Genomic DNA, 20,361 nt, shown 5'->3' on the forward strand with positions numbered 1-20,361 from the left:
CGCTCGTGCATTGGGTGAAGCGGCGCTGGCCGCTGGCTTGCCCAAAGGCGTGCTGAACATTGTCATGGGGGATGCGACAACCGGCCAGGCGCTGGTCGATCACCCGGATGTCGCCTTGCTGTCGTTCACCGGTTCGACCGCCGTGGGCCGCCGTATTGCAGCCTCGGCTGGCCAGGCCTTGAAGCGTGTATCCCTGGAACTGGGAGGTAAATCGGCCTGCCTCGCCACCGCGGATGCCCCCGCTGAAAGCGTGGTGCGTCAGGTGGTCGGGTCGTGCTTTCTGAACTCGGGCCAGTCGTGCAACTCGCTGACCCGTCTGCTGGTGCCGATCGAGTTGTACGACACCTATCGCGCCTTGCTCGCCGATGCCGTGACTCGCCTGACGTTAGGCGACCCGCTGGATTCAGCCACGCGCATGGGCCCCCTGGTGTCAGCGGCGCATCGAGATCGTGTTCGCGCGATGATCGTCGAGGGGGAATCGCAAGGCCTGGACCTGATTACCGGTGGCAGCCAGGCACCCGTGCCTGCGAACGGTTACTTCATTGCCCCGACAATTTTCGGGCGCGTCCCGCCTCGATCGACACTGGCGCAACAGGAAGTATTTGGCCCGGTGCTCAGTGTCATCACCTACGAAACCGAACAGCAAGCCATCGACATTGCCAATGGCACGGCCTATGGCCTGGCCGCTGCCGTGTGGGCAGGCACTACCGATCATGCGCTGACACTCGCCCGTCAATTACGCGCAGGACAAGTCGACGTCAATGGCGCGCCGTATAACCCGGCAGCCCCCTTCGGTGGCTTCGGTGATTCCGGTCTGGGCCGTGAAGGCGGGAAGTACGGCATCGAGGAGTTTGTAGAGATACGCGCCATTCAAATGCCCGTCAGCAGTGCGAGGGAAACAGCATGAATTTCAAGCAGATCGAACTCAGCCGCTTTGGTGCCCGGGAGCACGTGGCCGTGGTGACTCTGATGCGTCCGGATAAAATGAATGCGCTGACCAAGGTGATGGAGGCTGAACTGCGTGAAGCCTTCGCGCAACTGGATCGCGACGACAGCGTTCGGGTCATCGTGCTGACCGGCAACGGTCGGGCATTCTGTGCCGGCATGGACATCGATGAACTTGAGGTGCTGCCACCCGACGACATCAGTGAAATGGCCTGGATGCGCGCCTACGACATGAACCGGCGTGCCGACTATCAAAGCCGCTATTCGTATTTTCCTGGCGTGCGCAAACCCGTCATCAGTGCGATCAACGGCGCAGCCGCAGGGCTGGGGTTGGTGCTGGCCCTGTACAGCGACATGCGTTTTGCCAGTGAGACGGCAGTGTTTTCCACGGCTTTCGCCAAGCGCGGGCTGATTGCCGAACACGGCATTGCCTGGTTGCTGCCGCGTATCGTCGGGCCAGGCCACGCCGCCGACCTGCTGCTTTCTTCACGCAAGGTAACCGCGCAGGAAGCATTGAGCATGGGCCTGGTCGAGCGGCTGTTTTCGCCAGACAGCCTGTTGGAGCACACACTGACCTACGCCGAAGAGCTGGCACTCAATGTCTCGCCGCGCTCGGCGCGAGTCATCAAGCAGCAGTTAGGCGAATCGCCTTTTCAGACTCTCACGCAATCCATCGCACAGGCTAACCGGGAGATGTTCCTGAGCATCCAGAGCGACGACTTCAAAGAAGGTGTGGCGCACTTCATCGAACGACGACCGGCGCGTTTCAGCGGCACCTGATTATTCCGAATTACTGAAGAGCTGCGACAATCGTCAGCGGAGCATTGCTTTGACTGTTGCGCTGACGATTTCCCGGCATTTGATATCACGAGCACTCCATAACAATAACAAGGAGTCAGCGATGACTACTCTCAATACAGCGCAGCAACACACCGGCGTGCAGGCCCCTGCGCTGGCCGAATCGACGTTCAAGAAGGTGATGTGGCGATTCATGCCATTGTTGTTCCTGTGCTACGTCGTCAGTTACCTGGACCGGATCAACGTCGGCTTCGCCAAGCTGACCATGCTCAACGACCTGTCCTTCAGCAACGCGGTGTATGGCCTGGGCGCCGGTGTGTTCTTCATCGGCTATTTCTTCGCCGAAGTGCCCAGCAACATGATTTTGCACCGGGTCGGAGCACGGCGCTGGATCGCGCGCATCATGATCACCTGGTCGCTGATCTCGGCGGCGACCGCGCTGGTGCAGACCCCCATGCAGTTCTACATCGCGCGATTCTTCCTGGGCATTGCCGAGGCAGGTTTTTTCCCGGGCATCGTGCTCTATCTCACCCTTTGGTTTCCTGCCCATCGCCGGGGCAAGATGGTGGCGTTCCTGATGGCAGGCAATCCCGTCTCCGGCATCCTCAGCGGCCTGGTGTCGGGCTATATCCTGCATACCATGAACGCGGTGCATGGCCTGGCCGGGTGGCAGTGGTTGTTCATCATTGAAGCGGCACCGGCACTGATCCTGGGTGTGGTGGTGATGTTCTTCCTGACCGATAAAGTCGCCGACGCCAAGTGGCTGAGCGCCGAGGAAAGAGCCCTGGTCGCCGAGGAAATCAGCAACGACAACAGCACCAAGACCCACAGTACGGTGCGCCAGGGCCTGCTGGGCGGCAAAGTGTGGTTGATGTGCGCGATTCTGTTTTTACTGGTCATGGGGACCAGCACCATCGGCTTCTGGCAGCCCAGCATCATCAGCAACTCGGGTATCACCGATCCCAGGATGATCGGGATCATTTCGGCAGTGCCCTATCTGGCCGCCCTGCTGGGCATGTACCTGGCCGGCAAAAGCTCTGACCGCCAGCGTGAACGTCGTTGGCACGCGGTGATTCCACTCTTGGTGGCCGTGCCAGGTTTTCTGATCTGCGCGTTCTTCCCGTTGACGCCCTGGCTGGCCATTACCGGCCTGGTCATCGCAACGGCCGGGATCATCACCTCACTGCCCATGTTCTGGGCGTTGCCAACGTCCTTCCTGGGGGGGGCAGGCGCGGCAGCCGGCATTGCACTGATCAACTCCACCGGCAACCTGGCAAGTTTCGCCGGCCCGGCGCTGCTTGGCGTCCTCAAAGACCTGACTCAATCGATGACCACGGGCCTGGTGATCGTCGCGGGCTGCGTGTTCCTGTCGGCCATGATCATCCTCGTGTTCGTGCCCGCCAAAATGGTCAACCGATAAGATCAGCGCATCGGGCACGCCCCTGGTGAACTCAGGCGGCGTGCCAGGCCATATCTGTCAGCGCACGCCGACCTGCTCGATGACACCGCGTGCCTTCAACTCGGCCAGGCACTCCCTCCAGCTTCATGGACTTGCTGAAAATCGCTCAGTCAGCAAAGTAACTGAATTACCCCTACAGAACGTGCTATTATTTCGCTACTAGCGTACCGCGCTAGCTAAGGGACTAGATGTCATGTGGTTTTCAAGCATTAAAACCACTGCGGGTAGTTTGCTGGGCCTGGAGATAAGTCCAACCGGCATCGCCTTGGCTCAGATTCGACGCAGTCCCGACCACTCCCCCCGTCTGCTCCAGTGCCATTTCCGCGAAGCGGTGCCCGCTCAACACTGCGCCGTATTAAAAAGCATGGTCAGCGAGTCAGGGCTTGATGGCTTGCCGGTCAACCTTGTATTGCACCCAGCCGAATACAAGATGCTGCTTCTCGAATGCCCCGATGTTCCCGCAGAAGACTTGGGCGCCGCCATGCGCTGGCGGATCAAGGACCTCATCAGCGAACCCCTCGAAGATCTCGTCGTAGATGCCTTCGCCCTGCCTGCGGACGCTTACCGTGGACGATCGCGCATGGCCTTCTGTGCCGTGCTCGACAAAACGCGGATGCAAGGCTGGAGCACCCTGATCGACAAGGCCGGGCTCAAGCTCGCCAGCATCGATGTCACTGAAATGGCCATGCGCAATCTCGGCGTGTTGGCTGGCGCCGAGAATCAGACCATCGCCGTGCTGCGCCTGCGCTCCACCGGTGGCCTGATTTGCGTGCAGCATGGCGCCGACTTGTATATGGCGCGCGCAATCGAACATGGCCTGGAACAGGCCGGGCCGAACTTTTCTTCGGCGACGCTGGAGATTCAGCGCTCTCTTGATTATTTCGAAAGCCAACTTGGCAAAGGACACATCAACCGCCTGTTGTTGCTGCCCATGAAACGCGATGGCAAGGACGCCCTGGAAGCGCTGGCCAGCCGGCTCACGGTTAAATTGCGGGCGTTGGATCTGCGGGACTTGTTCGATGGACAACCCGCGGCACAACTGGACGAACAGACGCAGGCTTCCTGCATGACAGCCGTCGGCGCAGCTTTGCGCCAGACGGTTGCCTGATGCAGAACCTCAACCTCTATCAAATAGAAAAAGCAATTCGCACCGGCCCCCATAGACTTCAAGTCCTGGGCGGTCTGGTCATTCTTGTCCTGCTCTGCCTGGGTCATGGCGTTTGGCAAGGCTGGCAATTGCATGCCGGCGCGGCACGATTGGCCCAGGCGCAACACCTGGAGCAACAGCAGCTGCGCCAGCTCGAAGAGGCCAAGGCGTCCTTTGTCCAGCCGGTCCTGAATGCGCAACTGCCCTTGCGCCTGGCCGACATGGAGGCCCAGAACCGTGACTTGACGCGCCTGCTCAGCTATCTGCAGACGCTGGCACGCCAGCAACGGATCGGCTTCGTGGCGCCGCTCGCGGCGCTGGCCGATCAACACCCGCCCGGCGGGCTTTGGCTCAATGCCATTTCCTTGAGCGAAGGTGGGACGCAAATGCGCTTGCAGGGGCTCAGCCAGCATCAACAACTGTTGCCCGAGTACCTGCGGCGGCTGGGTCAGAACGCCGCGTTCAAGGGCCGTGAGTTTGCACGCTTCAATGTGCTGCGCGGTGAAGACCAGTTACTCCATTTTGACCTGTCCTCCCGGGTTACCGATCCAAAGGACATCCCATGAACACGGATAAATGGTTGCAACGCTGGCTAGCCCTGGCCCCACGCGAGCAATGGCTGGCATACGCTGTCGGCCTTGCGTTGTGCGGCGTGTTATATGTGCAGTTCGTCGGTACTCCGATCGCGGCCAGGCTCACCAGCCAGACCATCGATTCCCAGGCTGTCGAGGCGCGAGGCGTTGCAACCGCGGCCACTCTGGCCAAGTTGCACGCCGCACTGGAGGCCGACCCCAACATCCCCTACAACCGCGCCCTGCTATTGGCTTCGACCGACAGCGCCAGGTTGCTGGAGCAGATCGATCACAGCACCGGGCAGTTGATCTCTCCGGACAAGATGCGCGCAGTGCTGCAGGATTTGCTCAAGGCTCAAACGGGTCTGCAACTGGTGAGCCTGGAGAGTTTCACCACGCCCGTCGAGTTGTCGTCCGACGCCGCCACGAAAACCCACACACCGGCCAGCGCAGTGGTCTTGTATCGGCATGGCGTCCATCTGAAGCTGGAGGGTGGCTATTTTGCGCTGCTGCGTTACTTGCAGGCCGTTCAGGGCACCCAGTGGACACTGAACTGGGACAGCCTCGACTATCGGGTCGGCGAGGCAGGCGCGGCGCACGCACAGATCAGCCTGCAGCTGTATACGCTGAGTCGCTACGCGGGGTGGATCGGTGTTTAAAACGCTGATCGTCAGTGTGCTGCTCGGCAGCGCGATAGCCCAAGGCGCCAGCGCAGCCCCCCTTGATCCGACCCAACCACCCGCCAACCGCCACACCGACGTCAGCGCCTGTACCTGGACAACAACTCCGACCACTGGTGCTGCAACAAATCCTGTTTAGCCCGCGGGGTAGCCGGGCCGTCATCGACGGCCAGACCCTGCGCGTCGGCGAATCCCATGCCGATGCCCGCGTAATGGCCATTGATTTTCAGACTGTTTTGATCGAACGCCAAGGCAAACGCGAATATTTGCGCCTGGCCAAACCTGTTCTACAACCGAGCCGATGATGCCCATGATGAAGTACTTATCGGGCGCAGGCCTGTGTGGCCTCTTGTGCTTGCTGACTGCCTGCCAGTCGTTCAAGGGCGGCGACCAGGTGCTCTATAACCAGAGCAACCAGTTGCTCAACGAAAGCCTGCAACAGGCACAGGCGCGAGTGATACCTCCGCCTTCGGTCCAGGCGGCGTTGCTTCCTGCCTATATCCCACAAGGGTCCTCAACCGCCGATCCGCGATTCGACGTCTCGGCCAAGGACATGCCCGCTCGCGATTTTTTCCTGAGCCTGATGCAAGGTGCCGGGCAAAACCTGGTGGTACACCCGGAGGTCACCGGCGACATCACGTTCAGCTTGCGCCGGGTCACGCTCGAAGAAGTGCTCAGCGCGGTACGCGATACCTACGGCTATGATTTTCGCCGCACCAGTTATGGTTATCAGATCCTGCCCAACAGCATGATCACTCGCAGCTATGACCTCAATTACCTGAACCTGCAGCGCTTCGGAAAATCCGACACCCGGGTCAGTGCGGGGCAGATGACCAGCAACAGCGGTAACCAGGGCAGTAACGGCGAGAACGACGGTAATAGCGGCAACAATCGCAACGGCATTGACCAACAAAATGGCCGAAGCACGGCGTCTACCCTGAATGCCAGCCAGGTCACCACGACCAGCGACGTCGACTTCTGGAAAGAGGTCAACGTCGTGGTAAAGATGATCGTCGGTGACGAGGTCGGCAACAACGTGGTGGTCAATCCACAGGCCAGCCTGCTGGTGGTCCGTGCCAGGACTGCCGACCAGGAAAACGTCGCGCGCTTTCTCGAAAAGGCGCAACACAACCTGCAGCGCCAGGTGGTGCTGGAAACCAAGATTCTCGAAGTTCAGCTGTCCGAAAGCTTCCAGGCCGGGATCAGCTGGACCGAGCTGGGCGGCGATATAGGCACCAGCCTGGCGGGCGTGGCGCTGACCGGCCCGATCGGTGTTGGCGGGGTATTCAGCAGCACCATCAGTACAGGCGACTTCAACGGGCTGATCCAGTTGCTGGAAACCCAGGGCGAAGTGCGTGTGCTGTCCAGCCCGCGGATTTCCACGCTGAACAACCAGAAGGCAGTGATCAAGGTCGGTTCCGACGAATTTTTTGTCACTGATGTGTCGTCGACATCGGGCACCACCACCGTTGCCGGGATTACCCAACCGACCCAGAACGTTACGCTGACCCCGTTCTTTTCCGGGATCTCGCTGGACGTGACTCCGCAGATCGATCAACACGACGTCGTTACCCTGCACGTACGGCCGACCGTCAGCCGCGTGACCGATCAGAACAAGACCATCACCCTGAGCGAGAATACGGTACTGAACCTGCCGTTGGCGCTGTCGACCACCCGCCAGTCCGACTCCATCGTGCGAGCCCGCAGCGGCCAGGTGGTGGTGATCGGTGGGTTGCTGCAAAACGACAGCGACGACACCGACGCTGCATTCCATGGCTGAGCAAAGTGCCGGTCATCGGCTATCTGTTCAAGCAACAGCGCAAGGCCCTGAACAAAAGCGAGTTGGTGATCCTCATGCGTCCCCAGGTGGTGAACGACGACGTATGGCTGGGGGATTTGCGCAAAACCGCCGAGACCTTCAAGGAGCTCAGGTAAGGCTATGTACGAAGCCTACTTCGGTCTACGCGAGAAACCGTTCGCGCTGACGCCAAATACCGGATTTCTGGTCAAGCTGGCACCCTATCAGGCGTGCCTTAACCTGCTGCACGTGGCCTTGGGCGAAGGCGAAGGCTTCATCAAGGTGACCGGTGAAGTGGGTACCGGCAAGACCCTGATTTGCCGCACCCTGCTCAAGCAACTGGACAGCGAACACTATCAATTGGCCTACCTGCCCAACCCCGGCATGAGCCCCACCGGGCTGCGCCAGGCCCTGGCGCGCGAACTGCATATCGCCGACGTTGAAGAGCTGGATACCCAGGGCGTACTGGAGGCGCTGCAACGGCGGTTGATCGAACTGGCGGCGGCGGGCAAAAGCACGGTGTTGTTGATCGATGAAGCCCAGGGTTTGCCCGTGGGCACGCTGGAAGCGTTGCGGCTGTTGACCAACCTGGAAACCGAGCAGGCCAAGTTGCTGCAGGTGGTGCTGTTCGGCCAACCGGAACTGGATGCCACCCTGGCGCGCAATGACCTTCGTCAACTGCGCCAGCGCATCACTTTTTCCTACTGCCTGCGCATTCTGGACCGCAAAGACACCACCCGTTATCTGAACGAGCGCCTGGCCGTGGCGGGCTATCGCGGCGAGCCGCTGTTTGCTCCGGCAGCGATACGCCGACTGGTACGGGACAGCGGCGGAATTCCCCGGCTGCTGAATATTCTTGCGCACAAATCCCTGATGGCGGCCTACGGCGAGGGCCGGCGCCAGGTCATGACCCGGCATGTTCAACGCGCCCGGCGGGATACCGAAGGCGTTCAGCCGTTTGCGCGCGACAGTTCGTCGCCACCGCTCTGGCGAGTGGCCTCTGCTGTCGCTGGTGCTGCTGGCCACTGTCGGCCTCTGGTTGACCCGGTATTGGGGGAGCCTGACATGAGCCTGGTCAATGACATGCTCCGCGACCTTGAACGGCGTCGTGCCGCACCGTCCGAGCGGCCGCGGCTGGACGGTCTGGTAGCCGTTGACGAGGCCGGCAACGCCCGGCGCTTTGGGCGTCTGCGCATAATCCTCGCCGGGGTGATCCTGATCATCCTGATCGGTTTGTCCGCGTGGCTGCTGATCAACCGTCTGGTGCAGCCCGTGGCACCGCCGCCGGTCGCAACCATAGTGCCTGCCGCACCTGCCGCGAACCCAGGCACTGCGGCGATCACCCCTGCTCATATCATGGAAGTGCTGCCTCGGCACGATGACCGTGGTCTGATCCTGGAACTGCTGTTGGACCGCTCGGCCACTTACCGGCGTCGCGATGAAAGCGGCTCGGTTGCCCTGATCTTTCCCGGGGTGCGACTGAGCACTGCACTGGGTGCCGAACAGCCCCAGGGCCGCCTGGAACGCGACGGCCACAGTCTGTCCTGGCGCGTCCAGGCCCTGGACCAGGGCGTGCAAGTGTTGCTGACGGGCCTGGGTGACAACCTGCAAGTTCGCGATCGATTGGAGGCTTCGGGCAATCATTGGCGTCTGTGGATCGAAGTGCCCATGGCGACAAAGACTGCCACCCTCGATGCGGCGAACACGCCAATGGGCATGGACGAACCGCTCGTTGAAACCCCGGCGTCCGATCCCGCCAGCGCTGAAGAACCGCTGCCAGCCTGGGCCTACGCACCGGTGCCGATGGCAGACAAACAGCCGCGCCCCGCCCCTGCTGCCCCGCTGGTAAAACCACCGCTGGCCAGTGGTCCGCCGCAGATGAACATCAAGAGTTACCAACCGGACGCCCTGACCCTGGCGCTGCAAACCCTGCAGAACGGTGACTATCCGCGCGCCATCCGCGAGCTCAACACCCTGCTGGCGTCCCGGGGCAATGATGTGGATGTGGTACGCGGACTGGCCCGCGCCTACCTGGCCGACGGCCAACAATCATTACTCCTGACGTGGTTACCGCCGCGCTTGAAACAGTGGCCGGCCGACAGCGAGTTACGCCTGTTGCTGGCCCGTGCACAACTGCAATCGGGCAACGCCCGGGGCGCGGTGGCGACCCTGGAGCAGAACGCCCCGCCATTGGCCCAAGACTTTATCTACCACGCCTTGCTCGCGGCCTGTTACCAACAGACCGAGCAATGGCCGCAAAGCGTCGCGCTGTATGAACAGTTGATCAAGTTGCGGCCCGGCCAGGCGGCCTGGCAGTTAGGCCTGGCGATCGCGTTGGAGCGCCTGGATCGCTCGGCCAGGGCGGCAGTTCACTACCGCTTCGCCGAACAGGGACAAGGTCTGGACGATGGCGCTCGGCGCTTCGCCAGTGAGCGCGCACGGGCGTTGGGAAGCAGATGACCAGGTGGGTAACGCTCTATGGATAAGGAAGATTTGCGTCAGGGCAAGGTGCGTCTCGGCGACCTGTTGATCGACGCCGGGCTGCTCAACGACATCCAGTTGCAGCGAGCCTTGCAGGAACAAAAACGTACCGGCTTCAAGCTCGGCCGGACCGTTGTCGACCTTGGCTTTGTCGACGAGGTGCGTCTGCTGACGGCCTTGTCCGAGCAATTGAACATCTCCTTTATCGAGCTCAAGCACTTCAAGTTCGACAAAGCCCTGGTGCAAACGCTGCCTGAAGCCGTGGCCCGGCGCTTCCGTGTCATCGTTCTGTCCCGCGTGGGCGAAGGCCTGGTGGTGGGCATGAGCGACCCGCTCGACCTGTTCGCGCTGGACGAGATGGACCGTTTGCTCAAGACCAGCGTCCAGCCCGCCGTGGTACGCGAGGCTGAACTGCTGACGGCCCTCGACATGCTGTACCGGCGCACCAGCGAGATGGACTTGATCGCGGGTGAACTGGAAGGCGAACTCAAGGACAACGACTTCGACCTGTCCGCGCTGGGGGCCGATAGCAACAGCGAAGCCCCGGTAGTGCGGCTATTGAAAACGTTGTTTGAAGATGCGCTGCAAATGAAGGCATCGGACATCCATATCGAACCCGGCGAGGGCATCTTGCGCATTCGCCAGCGTATCGACGGCGTGCTCAGCGAGCACATCATGAAAGAAGCGCGGGTGGCCTCGGCACTGGTCATGCGCCTGAAAATCATGTCTGGCCTGGACATTTCCGAGAAGCGCCTGCCCCAGGATGGCCGCTTCAATATCCGGGTCAAGAACCACACCATCGACGTGCGGATGTCGACCATGCCGGTGCAGTTCGGCGAGTCGGTGGTCATGCGTCTGCTCGATCAGACTCACGGCATAACCAGCCTCGACGCGGGCGGCATGCCGGCGCCCATGCTCGCGCGTTTTCGCCAGTTGCTGCAGCGGCCTTTCGGCCTGGTGCTGGTCACCGGCCCCACCGGTTCCGGCAAGACCACGACTATCTATGCCGGGCTCAGCGAGCTGAACACCCCGCAGAAGAAGATCATCACCGTAGAGGACCCGGTAGAGTACCGCCTGCCAAGGATCAACCAGGTACAGGTCAACACCAAGATCGACCTCGGTTTTTCCCGGGTGCTGCGCTCTGCCCTGCGTCAGGACCCGGACATTCTGTTGATCGGGGAAATGCGTGACCGGGAAACCGCCGAGATCGGGCTACGCGCCGCGATGACTGGCCACCTGGTGTTGTCGACGTTGCACACCAACGATGCCCCGACCTCCGCCATGCGCCTGGTCGACATGGGGGTAGAGCCCTTTCTGGTGGCCACTGCGCTGAACGCCGTGCTGGCCCAGCGCTTGATTCGCCGGGTCTGCGAAAGCTGCCGCGGGCCGCACGTTCCCGAACCAAGCCAGCTGGTCTGGCTGGAGAAGCTGCACGGTGCCTCATTGGCCGGGCACGGTTTTCAGCACGGTTCCGGCTGCCACCAGTGCCATAACACCGGTTATTCGGGGCGTTTGGGGGTTTTCGAACTGCTGGAAATGAACGAGGCGATGATCAGCTCGCTGCGCCGTCATGATCCACAAGGCTTCGCCGACGCCGCACTCTCCAGCCCGCATTATCGCCCGCTCGCCACCTGCGCCCTGGACTATGCGTTGGCCGGACTGACCAGCGTCGAGGAAGTGCTGAAGGTCTGCGTCACCCGCACAGACGAGGTACTGACCTGATGACCAGCGTCTTTCACTGCCCCTCCCCCCATCCTGTCTTCCCTGCAGGGGGCCTGACGCAATGACACTGTATCGATTTACCGGGCGCGATGCCCAGGGCGCCAAGGTCAGTGGCAGCCGCAACAGCGGTTCGGCCGACATGCTGGCCAGTGAGTTACTGGCGCAGCAGATTACCCCGCTGACAATCGAGGCGCCGGCCGGACAAACCGTCAATGCACTGGCGGTACTGGCCAAACGTCTGCGCAGCAAAAAAGTCGACCTGCTGGTGCTGATCATGTTCTGTCGGCAAATGCACAGCCTGAGCAAAGCCGGCGTGCCCATCATCCGCGCCATGGGCGGCTTGGCCGAATCCCAGCGCAATCAGTACTTTCGTGAAGTACTGCTGCAGGTGCGCAGCGATCTTGAAGGCGGCATGAGCATGGCCGTGTCGCTGAATGCGCACCCTTCGGTATTTGGCACCCTGTTCATCAGCATGATCAGCGTCGGCGAGAACACCGGGCAACTGGACCTGGCTTTTCGCCAACTGGCCATTTACCTGGAGCTGGAACGCGAGACTCGCAAGCGCGTCAAGCAGGCCACCCGGTATCCGATGTTTGTGCTGATTGCCATGGGCGTGGGCCTGACCGTGATCAACCTGCTGGTAATCCCCGCGTTCGCCAAGGTGTTTGCGCAATTTCACGCGCAATTGCCCTGGGCCACCCGTTTGTTGATCGGTACCTCACAGTTTTTCCAGGATTACTGGTGGCTGATGGGGCTATTGGTGGCGGGAGGCATCTATGGCTTCTCGGCGTGGACGAAAACCGACGCCGGTGCGCTGCAATGGGACCGGATCAAGCTGCGTCTGCCGATTATAGGCGGCCTGTTCGAACGCATCGCGTTGGGCCGCTTTACCCGCACGTTCGCGATGATGTACCGCGCGGGGGTGCCGCTGCTGCAGACCTTGAGCATCAACAGTGTCAGCGTCGGCAACCGCTATATCGGCCAGGCGATCCTCAGCATGCGCGAGGGCGTGGAGCGCGGCGAAGCCCTGACTCGCACGGCGACGGCCAGCGGCCTGTTCACCCCGCTGGTGCTGCAGATGATGGCGGTCGGCGAAGAAACCGGGGCCATGGACGATCTGTTTGTCGAGGTCGCGGATTTCTATGAGCAAGAAGTGGATTACGACCTCAAGCAACTGGCCGACGCCATTGAACCGATCCTGATCGTGGGCATGGGGGTGATGGTGCTGGTCCTGGCCCTGGGCGTGTTTCTGCCCATGTGGGATTTGTCGTCGGCTGCCAAGGGCCACGGATGAGGCTCAGGATGAACGACAACCGGGGTTTTACCCTGATCGAACTGGTGGTGGTCATCCTGATCCTCGGCATTCTCGCCGCCGTGGCGCTGCCGCGTTTTATCAAGGTCAGCCAGGAGGCCCATCGTGCCGAGGTCAAGGCGACCGGGGGTGGGTTGGCGTCAGCCATCCTGCTGGTCCGCGCCCAGTACGAAGTCAACCGCAACGGCGGCAACGGTGGTTGCGGTACGCCGGTCAACTGCCAGATCGATGTGCAGGGTTTTGGCAATGACAACGTCGACGTGAATGCCAATGGCTGGGCGGTGGCGACCGGGGCCAAAGGCACGCCGGCGGCCACTGCCGTCATGAGTGCGGCCACCTGCAACGAGGTGTTTCGCAGCGTGTTGCACGGATCGGCGCCTACGGTGGGGACCCGCGAAGGCGCCGATTACCTCACCTCAGCCTCCGGGACCGTCTGCACCTTTACCTATCAGCCGGACAACCAGAACAACGCCATTACTTATGACGCCGGCACCGGCGACGTATCCAGCAGCATTAACTGAATTTACCCACAAAGGAACTACACAATGAAAAATCAACAAAGTGGTTTCACCCTGATCGAGTTGATCATTGTGATTGTTATTCTCGGCATCCTGGCGGCGTTTGCGCTTCCGCGGTTTGCTGATCTGAGCGGTGATGCGAGGAGAGCGACCATCGATGGTGTAGCGGGGTCCATGCGCTCAGCCTCTGCCATTGCGCATTCGGCGCAACTGGCAGCGGGTGCCGGTCCTGATGATGCCGTTACGCTTGAAGGCGAAGTTATTCCGATGGTGAACGGTTACCCAAGTCTGGACGGCATAATGACTGCAGCACAAATTTCCGGGGAGAGTTTAGACATTTCAAAGGCCGGAACAGTGACCATCGAGGGCAAAGCCAGTTGCAACGTCGTCTACAAGCAAGCGACAACAACAACAACAGCCCCTACCGTTACCGTCGCCTCCAGCGGCTGCTAATGCCCAACACCCGCGGCTTTACCCTGGTCGAGTTGATTCTGGTGATGGTTATCATCGGAATCCTCGCGGTCGTGGTCGGGCCACGGTTCTTTGATCGGCAGGTGTTCGATGAACGCCTGTTCTTCGAGGAAACCCTGGCAGCCGTTCGCTACGGGCAGAAACTTGCCCTGGCCAGCGGTTGCCTGACCCAGGTCAGCCTCGATCCCGGCGGTTACCACCTGCGCCAGGCGGCCAACTGTACCAGCGGCGCCTACAGCGCCGAGGTCCGCAGCCCGGATGGCGATACAACCTTTGCCGCTGCAGCGCCCACTGATATGACGCTGACAACGGTCAATTTTCCCGTGGTATTCGACTCGCTGGGCCGTCCGTCCAGCGCGGCGAGTGCCACCATCGGCACCGTCAACGACGGTTTCACCTTCAACGTGACCGCCGAAACAGGCCTGGTGCATTGAAGCGCCAACGGGGCATGACCCTGGTCGAACTGGTGATCACCATCGTGATCGTCGGTATCGCCGCAGCGGCCCTGTTCAGCGCCATGGCGACTATGAGCAGTCGCTCCGCCGACCCGTTGCTGCGCCAGCAGAGCCTGGACATTGCCGAGGCCTACCTAGAGGAAATCCTGCTCAAGGATTTCGCCGACCCGAGCGGCGTCGTCTGCCCTGCCGCTGCGGCCAGCCGCAGTCAGTATCAACGGGTCTGCGACTACGCCGGGCTGAATGACAACGGGGTCCGTCAAGCCGATGCCGCGCCGATCGCCGCCCTCGCCGGCTACCGGGTCAATGTCACGGTCAATCCGCAGGCCTGGGCAGGTCTGCCGGCGGCTGACGTGCTGTACGTGGAAGTCACGGTGACCGACCCGGCCAATCAGTCGTTGGTGCTCGGCGCCTATCGGACGCGTTATTGATGAACGGCCCGGCACACACCCGCGGTTTCACCCTGGTCGAGCTGGTACTGGTGATCGCCCTGGCCGGCGTGGTCCTGGTGATGATCGGCAGCGTGCTGTCGCATCCGTTACAGGGTTTCGTCGATCAGAGCCGACGTGGCGCGCTGGTGGATCAAGCGACCGGCGCACTGGACCGGATGACCCGCGATGTGCGGCTGGCCGTGCCCAATTCGCTTCGGGTATCGGCTGATGGCCAGGCGGTGGAGCTGCTGCTGATTCACAGTGCCGCGCGCTACCGCTCGAACCGGCAGGACAGCGAAGGCCTGCGGTTTTCCGGGGAGGCTGCCGGCACCTGCGCCAGCACCACCGTCGGCGGCCGCTGCAATGAAGTGCAGGTGCTGGACCCGGCGTTCGACCCCGCAGGCGCGAGGTGGATGGTGCTGTACAACATCGGCGCCGAGTCGGGGGGTGTTCCGGTCGCCGGGAGCAATCTCTGGGCACCGGCCGACCCGGGAGTGATCACCCCCACAGGCAGCACCTTCAGCCTGATCCCGGGTGCACCCGGCGCGGAAAGCCTGATCGCGGTGGGCAATCTGCCCGTCGGCGGCTTTCGCTTCGCCTATGAATCGCCGCAGCATCGGTTGTACTGGGCCAGCGCGGTGGTGGGTTTTCGCTGCCAAAATGGTCAACTGGTTCGCTACAGCTATAACCGACTGCTGGCTGCGCTTCCTGCCGACCCACCCATCGACTCCAACCCCGAGCCGATGGCCCGCCATGTCGACTGTGGCCAAACCTCTTTCAGCTACCAGGCCGGCAGTACCCAGCGCAGTGGCTTACTGTCCCTGGTGTTGCGGATCACCCTCGAGGGCGAAAGCTTCCAACTGGTGCAACAGGTCCATGTCGTCAATGCGCCCTGATTTTCGCTGGCCTCGACATGCCAAGGGTTTTGGCCTGGTGGCGGCCATGTTTTTACTCATTGTGGTGACACTGGTGGTGATCGCCATGGCGCGCCTGTCGGCTGCACAACACGGCAGCAACAGCCTGGCCATCCAGCAAGCGCGGGCCTATCAGGCTGCACGGGCCGGGCTGGAGTGGGGCATCAACCAGGCGATGAAAACCGGCAATTGCGTGGCGGGAGCCCCCGACTTGAGCGCCAATAATCTTGCCGGGTTCGATCTCGGCGTGACCTGCAGCAGCAACAGCTATCTGGATAATGACGGCTCCACCTCACGGATCTTCCGTTTCACCTCCACCGCGCAGAACGGCACACCAGGCAGCCGCTTCGATTACGCCTACCGTCAGCTTGCCGCGACCCTGGAGAAAAAGATGCCATGAGCAGACAAGCATTCATGCGGGGGGGCTTGTGCGTTTTGCTGCTGGGGGGCCTGGCGCTGTCCAGCCTGGCTCACGCCGCCAGCACTTATACCTTTGGCCTGCTGTTCACAAACGCTCCATGCTCGGGCGGCTGGAGCAAAAGTGGCAATACGTTCACCTGCAGTGGTCAGATGACCCTCGGTTCCGGGGACGCATTGGCGACCAGCATCTTGATCTTCGGCAACATTACCGTGGTCGCGAATGAGGGGTTTACACTGGACAGCAACACGATCGGCACCCCCACTAAAACGATTGCGCTGGTCTCCGATGTGGGCGCGATTGAGGTCGTGGGTACCGGCAGTACGTTCAGTGCTTCGGTGAGTTCCACCGATGGCGCAATCAGCATGACCAACGCCACCGTGGCAGGCTCAGTCAAGACCACCAACGGCGCCCTGACCCTGGTAGGCGGCACGATTGCCGGCGTTGCTCAGGCCGGCGGGGCGATTACGGCCACGGGTGCGGCGGTCACCGGCAACCTGACCAGCCATTCGGGCGCCATAACGCTCACCGGTGGCAGTGTCGGCGGTAATGCCCTGGCCGCTGGCGTCATTACCGCGACCGATTCTACGGTGACTGGCAACCTGACCAGCAGCGCGGCCGCTATCACCCTGGTGCGCGGCAGCGTCTGGGGTGATGTCAATGCGGCCGCTGCCATCACCATTACCGACAGCTGCATCGGTGGCAGTGTTCAGGCCAGTGGCGCTATCACCCTGACCCGCACCACGGTCGGCAACAATGTCCAGGCCGGTGGCGCTATCACCGCCACCGACAGTTGTATCGCAGGCACTGTCATGGCGGGCGGCGCCACCACCATCACCGGCGGGTGCTCATCCAGTCCGGTGCAGTCCAGTTGCAAGGCTACGCCGCCGACCACGCCCCTCGATCACTTCGCCTTCAGCTATGCGGGCGCAGCGCTGACCTGCAATCCGCAGCCGATCACCATCAGCGCCTGCAGCAGTTGCCGACTGCAGCCTTTACGCCGGTCCAGTCAGTATTAACCTGAGCCCCTCCAGCGGTTGGACAGCCACACCGCCTGCGGTCATGAGCGGTAACACCATTACCTTCAGCGGCGGCAGCGCCCTGGCAACGTTGCGCAGCGGCTCCGTCGGGAATGTAAGCCTGGCTGTCGTCTCCTCGGTCCCCGCAAGCACCCGGCAGGTCGTCTGCTCGACCAGTGGCTGTACGATCGGCTACGCAGAAAGCGGTTTTATCTTCGATGTGCCGACCCTGATCTCTGCCCGACCACAGAGCAATATTGCCTTGCGCGCCGTGAAAAAAAGCGATGCCTCGCAGGGCTGTGTGCCGGGTTTTTCCGATGTCACCCGCACACTGGGTTTTACCTCGGCCTGGGTTGATCCCGGGACGGGCAGCCAACCGGTGATGGTCAATGGCACCCCGGTAACGGGCAGCCCGCGCGAGTTGAACCTGGCCTTCGACAGCACCGGCACCACGCGCCTTACCGTCCGTTACGACGATGCCGGGCAGATGATGCTCACTGCCAGCTACCTGGGTATCGCCGCCAACAATGATGCCGGACTCAGTATGAACGGGAGCGATGTGTTCGTCGCCAAACCCTACGGCTTGTGCCTGCAGACCGATTCAACGTGCAGCGTGGCGGGTGTCAGCAGCGATTGCCAGGTGTTCCCCGGTGCGCGCGCGGGCGATTCGTTTCCCCTGCGTATTCAAGCGGTCGGCTGGCTGGCGGACGACGAGCCCCGGACGGCGGCTGCGTTGTGCCACGACCACATCGTCACGGGTAATTTCCGCATGACCGACATTGCCCTGGCCAGCGAAGTGGTCGCGCCCCTGCCCGGTGACAACGGAACAGTCTCGCCGGCTCAATACAATCATGCTTCAGGTAGCCAGACGACGATCCTCACCTCAATTTCCGAAGTCGGCGTATTTCGCCTGCGCGCAACGCCATTGGCCAATGCCTATTTCGGTGAAACCGTCAGTGGCGGTGAGAGCGGCCTGGTCGGACGCTTGATTCCCGCTTATCTGGGTGTCCAGGCAAGTGCCAGCCTGAGGCCCGGCTGTGATTCGTCTTTCAGTTATCAAGGTCAGCCCATGGCCTTTGCCGCCGGAGAAGAACCGAACCTGAAGGTCACCGGTTTCAATCGCGCCGCCAGCATCACGCATAACTATGATCGCGGCGCATTCTGGCGGTTGGTGCCACCGGTGCCGGAAGCATACACCTCGACTACCGGCAAGCTCAGCCTGGATGCCAGCGGGCGGCTGACCAGCAGTGGCGGAGCCAGTCTGACGCGGGGTGGCGTCGACGATGGCGACGGCAGCCAGAGCTACCGCTGGAGCAACGAAACCCTGCAGTACACCCCGGCAATCCTGCCATTGGCCGATGACCGGCCGTTTATTGCGGCCATTACCGGGAGCTTCAGCGCTGCAACGTTGACCGACAGCGATGGTGCCTGTTTTGGTGACGGCCATGGTTGTTCGGCGTATCACTATGACTTCGCCAACAACCCTGGCAGCGAAGTCCGTCTCGGCCGCTTGCGCCTGGGCAACGCCCATGGCTCGGAATTCCAGAGTCTGGACCTGCCCTTGAGCATCGAAACCTGGCAAAACGCCGCAGGTGGCAGCTTTCGGGTTGAAGGCCTGGATACCTGCACCACGGCGACCGTTCTGCAGGCGCCAGGGCTAACCTCATACACCGGGCAGCTCAGCCAGGCACACTACGCAAATGACCAGATCACATTAATCGCACCGAGTGCTGGCCTGGGCCTGTTGCGCCTGCAGCCTCCCGGCCTCAATGGATCGGTGCTCGGTCAGTTGCCGGCAATGCCGTCCTGGCTTTTCTATGACTGGAATGGCCAGGGCCGCGAGGCGGCAACGGGCCTGGCCAGATTCGGTATCTATCGAGGGTCGCCGTCGACGATATTTCAGCGGGAGGTTTATCGCTAAGCGCCGGGACTCGATATCCCGCCGCTACGCGAACGCAAGGACCTTTGATGGACATACCTGTCAGCGCTCGCCCAACTGCTCGATGACACCCCGTGCCTTCAACTCCGCCAGGCGTTCATCGTCCAGCCCCAACTGACGCTTGAGGACTTCGTCGGTATGTTCACCCAGCATCGGGGCCGGGCGCAGGTACTCGACTGGCGTGCCGGACATCTTGATGGGACTGCCAACGGTCACGAAATCGGCCTTCAGCGGATGGGGGATGTTCACCACCATATTGCGCGCCTTCACCTGTGGCTCATCCAGCGCCTGGGCAATGCTGTTGATCACCCCAATCGGCACGCCCTGCGGGTGAATGCGTCGCACCCATTCATCGGCAGTAGCACTGAGGAAATGCCGGGTAAGAATTTCGATGATCGCCTCCCGATGGGTCACTCGGTCCGCATTGCGCGCAAAGCGCGGGTCTTCAGGCAGGTCCGTCAGACCGATCGCCTCGCACAGCGCAACGAACTGGGAGTCGTTACCGCAGGCGATCACAAAGTCCTGATCACTGGCACGGAATACCTGATAGGGCACGATGTTGGCGTGGGCGTTGCCGTAGCGGCCGGGGGGTTTGCCGGACGCCAGGTAGTTCTGGCTCTGGTTGCACAGGGTGGCGACCTGCACGTCCAACAGCGCCATGTCGATGTGTTGACCCACTCCGCTTTTCTCGCGGCTGAGCAATGCCGCCTGAATGGCGACCGTGGAGTAAAGCCCGGTCATCAGGTCGGAGAATGCCACCCCCACTTTCTGCGGCCCGCCACCGGGCAGGTCATCGCGCTCGCCGGTGATGCTCATCAGCCCGCCGATGCCCTGGATGATGAAGTCATAACCCGGCTCCGCAGCCCGCGGCCCGGTCTGCCCGAAGCCGGTCACCGAGCAATACACCAGCCGCGGGTTGAGCCGGGACAAAGAGGCATAATCCAGCCCGTATTTAGCCAACGAGCCGGCCTTGTAGTTTTCAATCAGCACATCGCAGTCGGTGGCCAGCGCACGCACCAGTTCCTGGCCTTCGGCACTTGCCAGGTTCAGCGCCACCGATAACTTGCCGCGGTTGGTCGATTGGTAATAGGAGGCTTCGTGGGTCGCCTCATCGTGCTGGCCCTTCATCCATGGCGGCCCCCAACCGCGGGTGTCGTCACCCACCCCCGGTCGTTCCACCTTGATGACTTCGGCGCCCAGGTCGGCCAGGGTCTGGCCACACCAGGGGCCGGCCAGCACACGGCTCAAGTCGAGTACGCGGTATCCAGTCAAAGCACCCATG

19 protein-coding genes and 2 pseudogenes are annotated in these 20,361 nt (G+C 61.7%); 20 read left to right on the plus strand and 1 reads right to left on the minus strand.

Annotation, left to right across the window (positions count from 1 at the left end; translation table 11 throughout):
- The 20 genes and pseudogenes from BZ163_RS13825 to BZ163_RS13920 all read left to right on the plus strand — a co-directional run.
- The coding region (locus tag BZ163_RS13825; protein ID WP_128871379.1) for an aldehyde dehydrogenase family protein at positions 1-907 on the plus strand (907 nt) is incomplete at its 5' end.
- A complete protein-coding gene (locus tag BZ163_RS13830; protein ID WP_128871380.1) occupies positions 904-1,725 on the plus strand; it encodes an enoyl-CoA hydratase in 822 nt (273 codons plus the stop codon). The genes BZ163_RS13825 and BZ163_RS13830, both read left to right, overlap by 4 nt.
- 121 nt (positions 1,726-1,846) lie before the next feature.
- Positions 1,847-3,163 (plus strand): MFS transporter, encoded by a 1,317-nt coding sequence (locus tag BZ163_RS13835; protein WP_128871381.1) that lies wholly within the window; start codon positions 1,847-1,849, stop codon positions 3,161-3,163.
- A gap of 268 nt (positions 3,164-3,431) precedes the next feature.
- Positions 3,432-4,310: a type IV pilus biogenesis protein PilM gene (gene pilM / locus BZ163_RS13840; protein WP_256579013.1), complete on the plus strand. Its 879-nt coding sequence runs from the start codon at positions 3,432-3,434 to the stop codon at positions 4,308-4,310.
- Positions 4,310-4,915, plus strand: coding sequence for a PilN domain-containing protein (locus BZ163_RS13845; protein WP_128871383.1), 606 nt, complete (start codon positions 4,310-4,312; stop codon positions 4,913-4,915). Before pilM ends, BZ163_RS13845 begins: the two co-directional genes overlap by 1 nt.
- Positions 4,912-5,580 (plus strand): MSHA biogenesis protein MshJ, encoded by a 669-nt coding sequence (locus BZ163_RS13850; RefSeq protein ID WP_128871384.1) that lies wholly within the window; start codon positions 4,912-4,914, stop codon positions 5,578-5,580. The genes BZ163_RS13845 and BZ163_RS13850 overlap by 4 nt, the downstream gene beginning before the upstream one ends.
- Positions 5,581-5,717: 137 nt before the next feature.
- Positions 5,718-5,906, plus strand: coding sequence for a hypothetical protein (locus BZ163_RS35615; protein WP_256579014.1), 189 nt, complete (start codon positions 5,718-5,720; stop codon positions 5,904-5,906).
- A gap of 443 nt (positions 5,907-6,349) precedes the next feature.
- Positions 6,350-7,536 (plus strand): annotated as a pseudogene (locus BZ163_RS13860) (secretin N-terminal domain-containing protein).
- A 4-nt stretch (positions 7,537-7,540) separates the two neighbouring features.
- Positions 7,541-8,401, plus strand: a pseudogene (locus tag BZ163_RS13865) (ExeA family protein); the annotation flags it as partial.
- Positions 8,402-9,277: 876 nt separating this feature from the next.
- Complete coding sequence (locus tag BZ163_RS36400) at positions 9,278-9,859, plus strand: tetratricopeptide repeat protein (protein WP_371916802.1); 582 nt, start codon at positions 9,278-9,280, stop codon at positions 9,857-9,859.
- A gap of 18 nt (positions 9,860-9,877) precedes the next feature.
- The gene (locus BZ163_RS13875) at positions 9,878-11,602 is read left to right on the plus strand and encodes a GspE/PulE family protein (protein WP_128871385.1); all 1,725 of its coding nucleotides are present in this window, start codon (positions 9,878-9,880) and stop codon (positions 11,600-11,602) included.
- Between the two features lie 61 nt (positions 11,603-11,663).
- A complete protein-coding gene (locus BZ163_RS13880; RefSeq protein ID WP_128871386.1) occupies positions 11,664-12,896 on the plus strand; it encodes a type II secretion system F family protein in 1,233 nt (410 codons plus the stop codon).
- Between the two features lie 8 nt (positions 12,897-12,904).
- Positions 12,905-13,435, plus strand: a complete 531-nt coding sequence (locus tag BZ163_RS36245) for a type II secretion system protein (protein WP_128871387.1) — start codon at positions 12,905-12,907, stop codon at positions 13,433-13,435.
- A gap of 24 nt (positions 13,436-13,459) precedes the next feature.
- Entirely contained in the window at positions 13,460-13,885 is a 426-nt protein-coding gene (locus BZ163_RS36250) for a prepilin-type N-terminal cleavage/methylation domain-containing protein (protein WP_128871388.1), read from the plus strand.
- On the plus strand, positions 13,885-14,337 hold the full coding sequence (locus BZ163_RS13895; RefSeq protein ID WP_128871389.1) for a prepilin-type N-terminal cleavage/methylation domain-containing protein: 453 nt from the start codon (positions 13,885-13,887) through the stop codon (positions 14,335-14,337). The genes BZ163_RS36250 and BZ163_RS13895 overlap by 1 nt, the downstream gene beginning before the upstream one ends.
- Entirely contained in the window at positions 14,334-14,789 is a 456-nt protein-coding gene (locus BZ163_RS13900; protein ID WP_256579015.1) for a type II secretion system protein, read from the plus strand. Before BZ163_RS13895 ends, BZ163_RS13900 begins: the two co-directional genes overlap by 4 nt.
- Complete coding sequence (locus tag BZ163_RS13905) at positions 14,789-15,685, plus strand: type II secretion system protein (RefSeq protein ID WP_128871390.1); 897 nt, start codon at positions 14,789-14,791, stop codon at positions 15,683-15,685. The genes BZ163_RS13900 and BZ163_RS13905 overlap by 1 nt, the downstream gene beginning before the upstream one ends.
- A gap of 46 nt (positions 15,686-15,731) precedes the next feature.
- Positions 15,732-16,103, plus strand: coding sequence for a hypothetical protein (locus tag BZ163_RS13910; protein WP_256579016.1), 372 nt, complete (start codon positions 15,732-15,734; stop codon positions 16,101-16,103).
- Positions 16,100-17,140, plus strand: a complete 1,041-nt coding sequence (locus BZ163_RS13915) for a hypothetical protein (protein ID WP_128871392.1) — start codon at positions 16,100-16,102, stop codon at positions 17,138-17,140. Before BZ163_RS13910 ends, BZ163_RS13915 begins: the two co-directional genes overlap by 4 nt.
- Before the next feature lie 43 nt (positions 17,141-17,183).
- Positions 17,184-19,061 (plus strand): DUF6701 domain-containing protein, encoded by a 1,878-nt coding sequence (locus BZ163_RS13920; protein WP_128871393.1) that lies wholly within the window; start codon positions 17,184-17,186, stop codon positions 19,059-19,061.
- Positions 19,062-19,121: 60 nt separating this feature from the next.
- On the opposite strand, the gene BZ163_RS13925 is transcribed toward BZ163_RS13920, so the two are convergent.
- Positions 19,122-20,360, minus strand: a complete 1,239-nt coding sequence (locus BZ163_RS13925; protein ID WP_128871394.1) for a CaiB/BaiF CoA-transferase family protein — start codon at positions 20,358-20,360, stop codon at positions 19,122-19,124.
- Between the last annotated feature and the right edge of the window lies 1 nt (position 20,361).

This window comes from Pseudomonas sp. VI4.1 (assembly GCF_002029345.1).
GTDB lineage: Bacteria > Pseudomonadota > Gammaproteobacteria > Pseudomonadales > Pseudomonadaceae > Aquipseudomonas.

Excerpts from the sequence above, each read along its gene's own strand:
- BZ163_RS13850 (WP_128871384.1), top strand. The coding sequence starts at position 4,912 with ATGAACACGGATAAATGGTTGCAACGCTGGCTAGCCCTGGCCCCACGC.
- BZ163_RS13880 (WP_128871386.1), top strand. The coding sequence starts at position 11,664 with ATGACACTGTATCGATTTACCGGGCGCGATGCCCAGGGCGCCAAGGTC.
- BZ163_RS13925 (WP_128871394.1), bottom strand. The coding sequence starts at position 20,360 with ATGGGTGCTTTGACTGGATACCGCGTACTCGACTTGAGCCGTGTGCTG.
- BZ163_RS13895 (WP_128871389.1), top strand. The coding sequence starts at position 13,885 with ATGCCCAACACCCGCGGCTTTACCCTGGTCGAGTTGATTCTGGTGATG.
- BZ163_RS13845 (WP_128871383.1), top strand. The coding sequence starts at position 4,310 with ATGCAGAACCTCAACCTCTATCAAATAGAAAAAGCAATTCGCACCGGC.
- BZ163_RS13905 (WP_128871390.1), top strand. The coding sequence starts at position 14,789 with ATGAACGGCCCGGCACACACCCGCGGTTTCACCCTGGTCGAGCTGGTA.
- BZ163_RS36250 (WP_128871388.1), top strand. The coding sequence starts at position 13,460 with ATGAAAAATCAACAAAGTGGTTTCACCCTGATCGAGTTGATCATTGTG.
- BZ163_RS13835 (WP_128871381.1), top strand. The coding sequence starts at position 1,847 with ATGACTACTCTCAATACAGCGCAGCAACACACCGGCGTGCAGGCCCCT.
- BZ163_RS36245 (WP_128871387.1), top strand. The coding sequence starts at position 12,905 with ATGAACGACAACCGGGGTTTTACCCTGATCGAACTGGTGGTGGTCATC.
- BZ163_RS13830 (WP_128871380.1), top strand. The coding sequence starts at position 904 with ATGAATTTCAAGCAGATCGAACTCAGCCGCTTTGGTGCCCGGGAGCAC.
- BZ163_RS13875 (WP_128871385.1), top strand. The coding sequence starts at position 9,878 with ATGGATAAGGAAGATTTGCGTCAGGGCAAGGTGCGTCTCGGCGACCTG.
- BZ163_RS13915 (WP_128871392.1), top strand. The coding sequence starts at position 16,100 with ATGAGCAGACAAGCATTCATGCGGGGGGGCTTGTGCGTTTTGCTGCTG.
- BZ163_RS13910 (WP_256579016.1), top strand. The coding sequence starts at position 15,732 with ATGTTTTTACTCATTGTGGTGACACTGGTGGTGATCGCCATGGCGCGC.
- BZ163_RS13920 (WP_128871393.1), top strand. The coding sequence starts at position 17,184 with ATGAGCGGTAACACCATTACCTTCAGCGGCGGCAGCGCCCTGGCAACG.
- BZ163_RS36400 (WP_371916802.1), top strand. The coding sequence starts at position 9,278 with ATGAACATCAAGAGTTACCAACCGGACGCCCTGACCCTGGCGCTGCAA.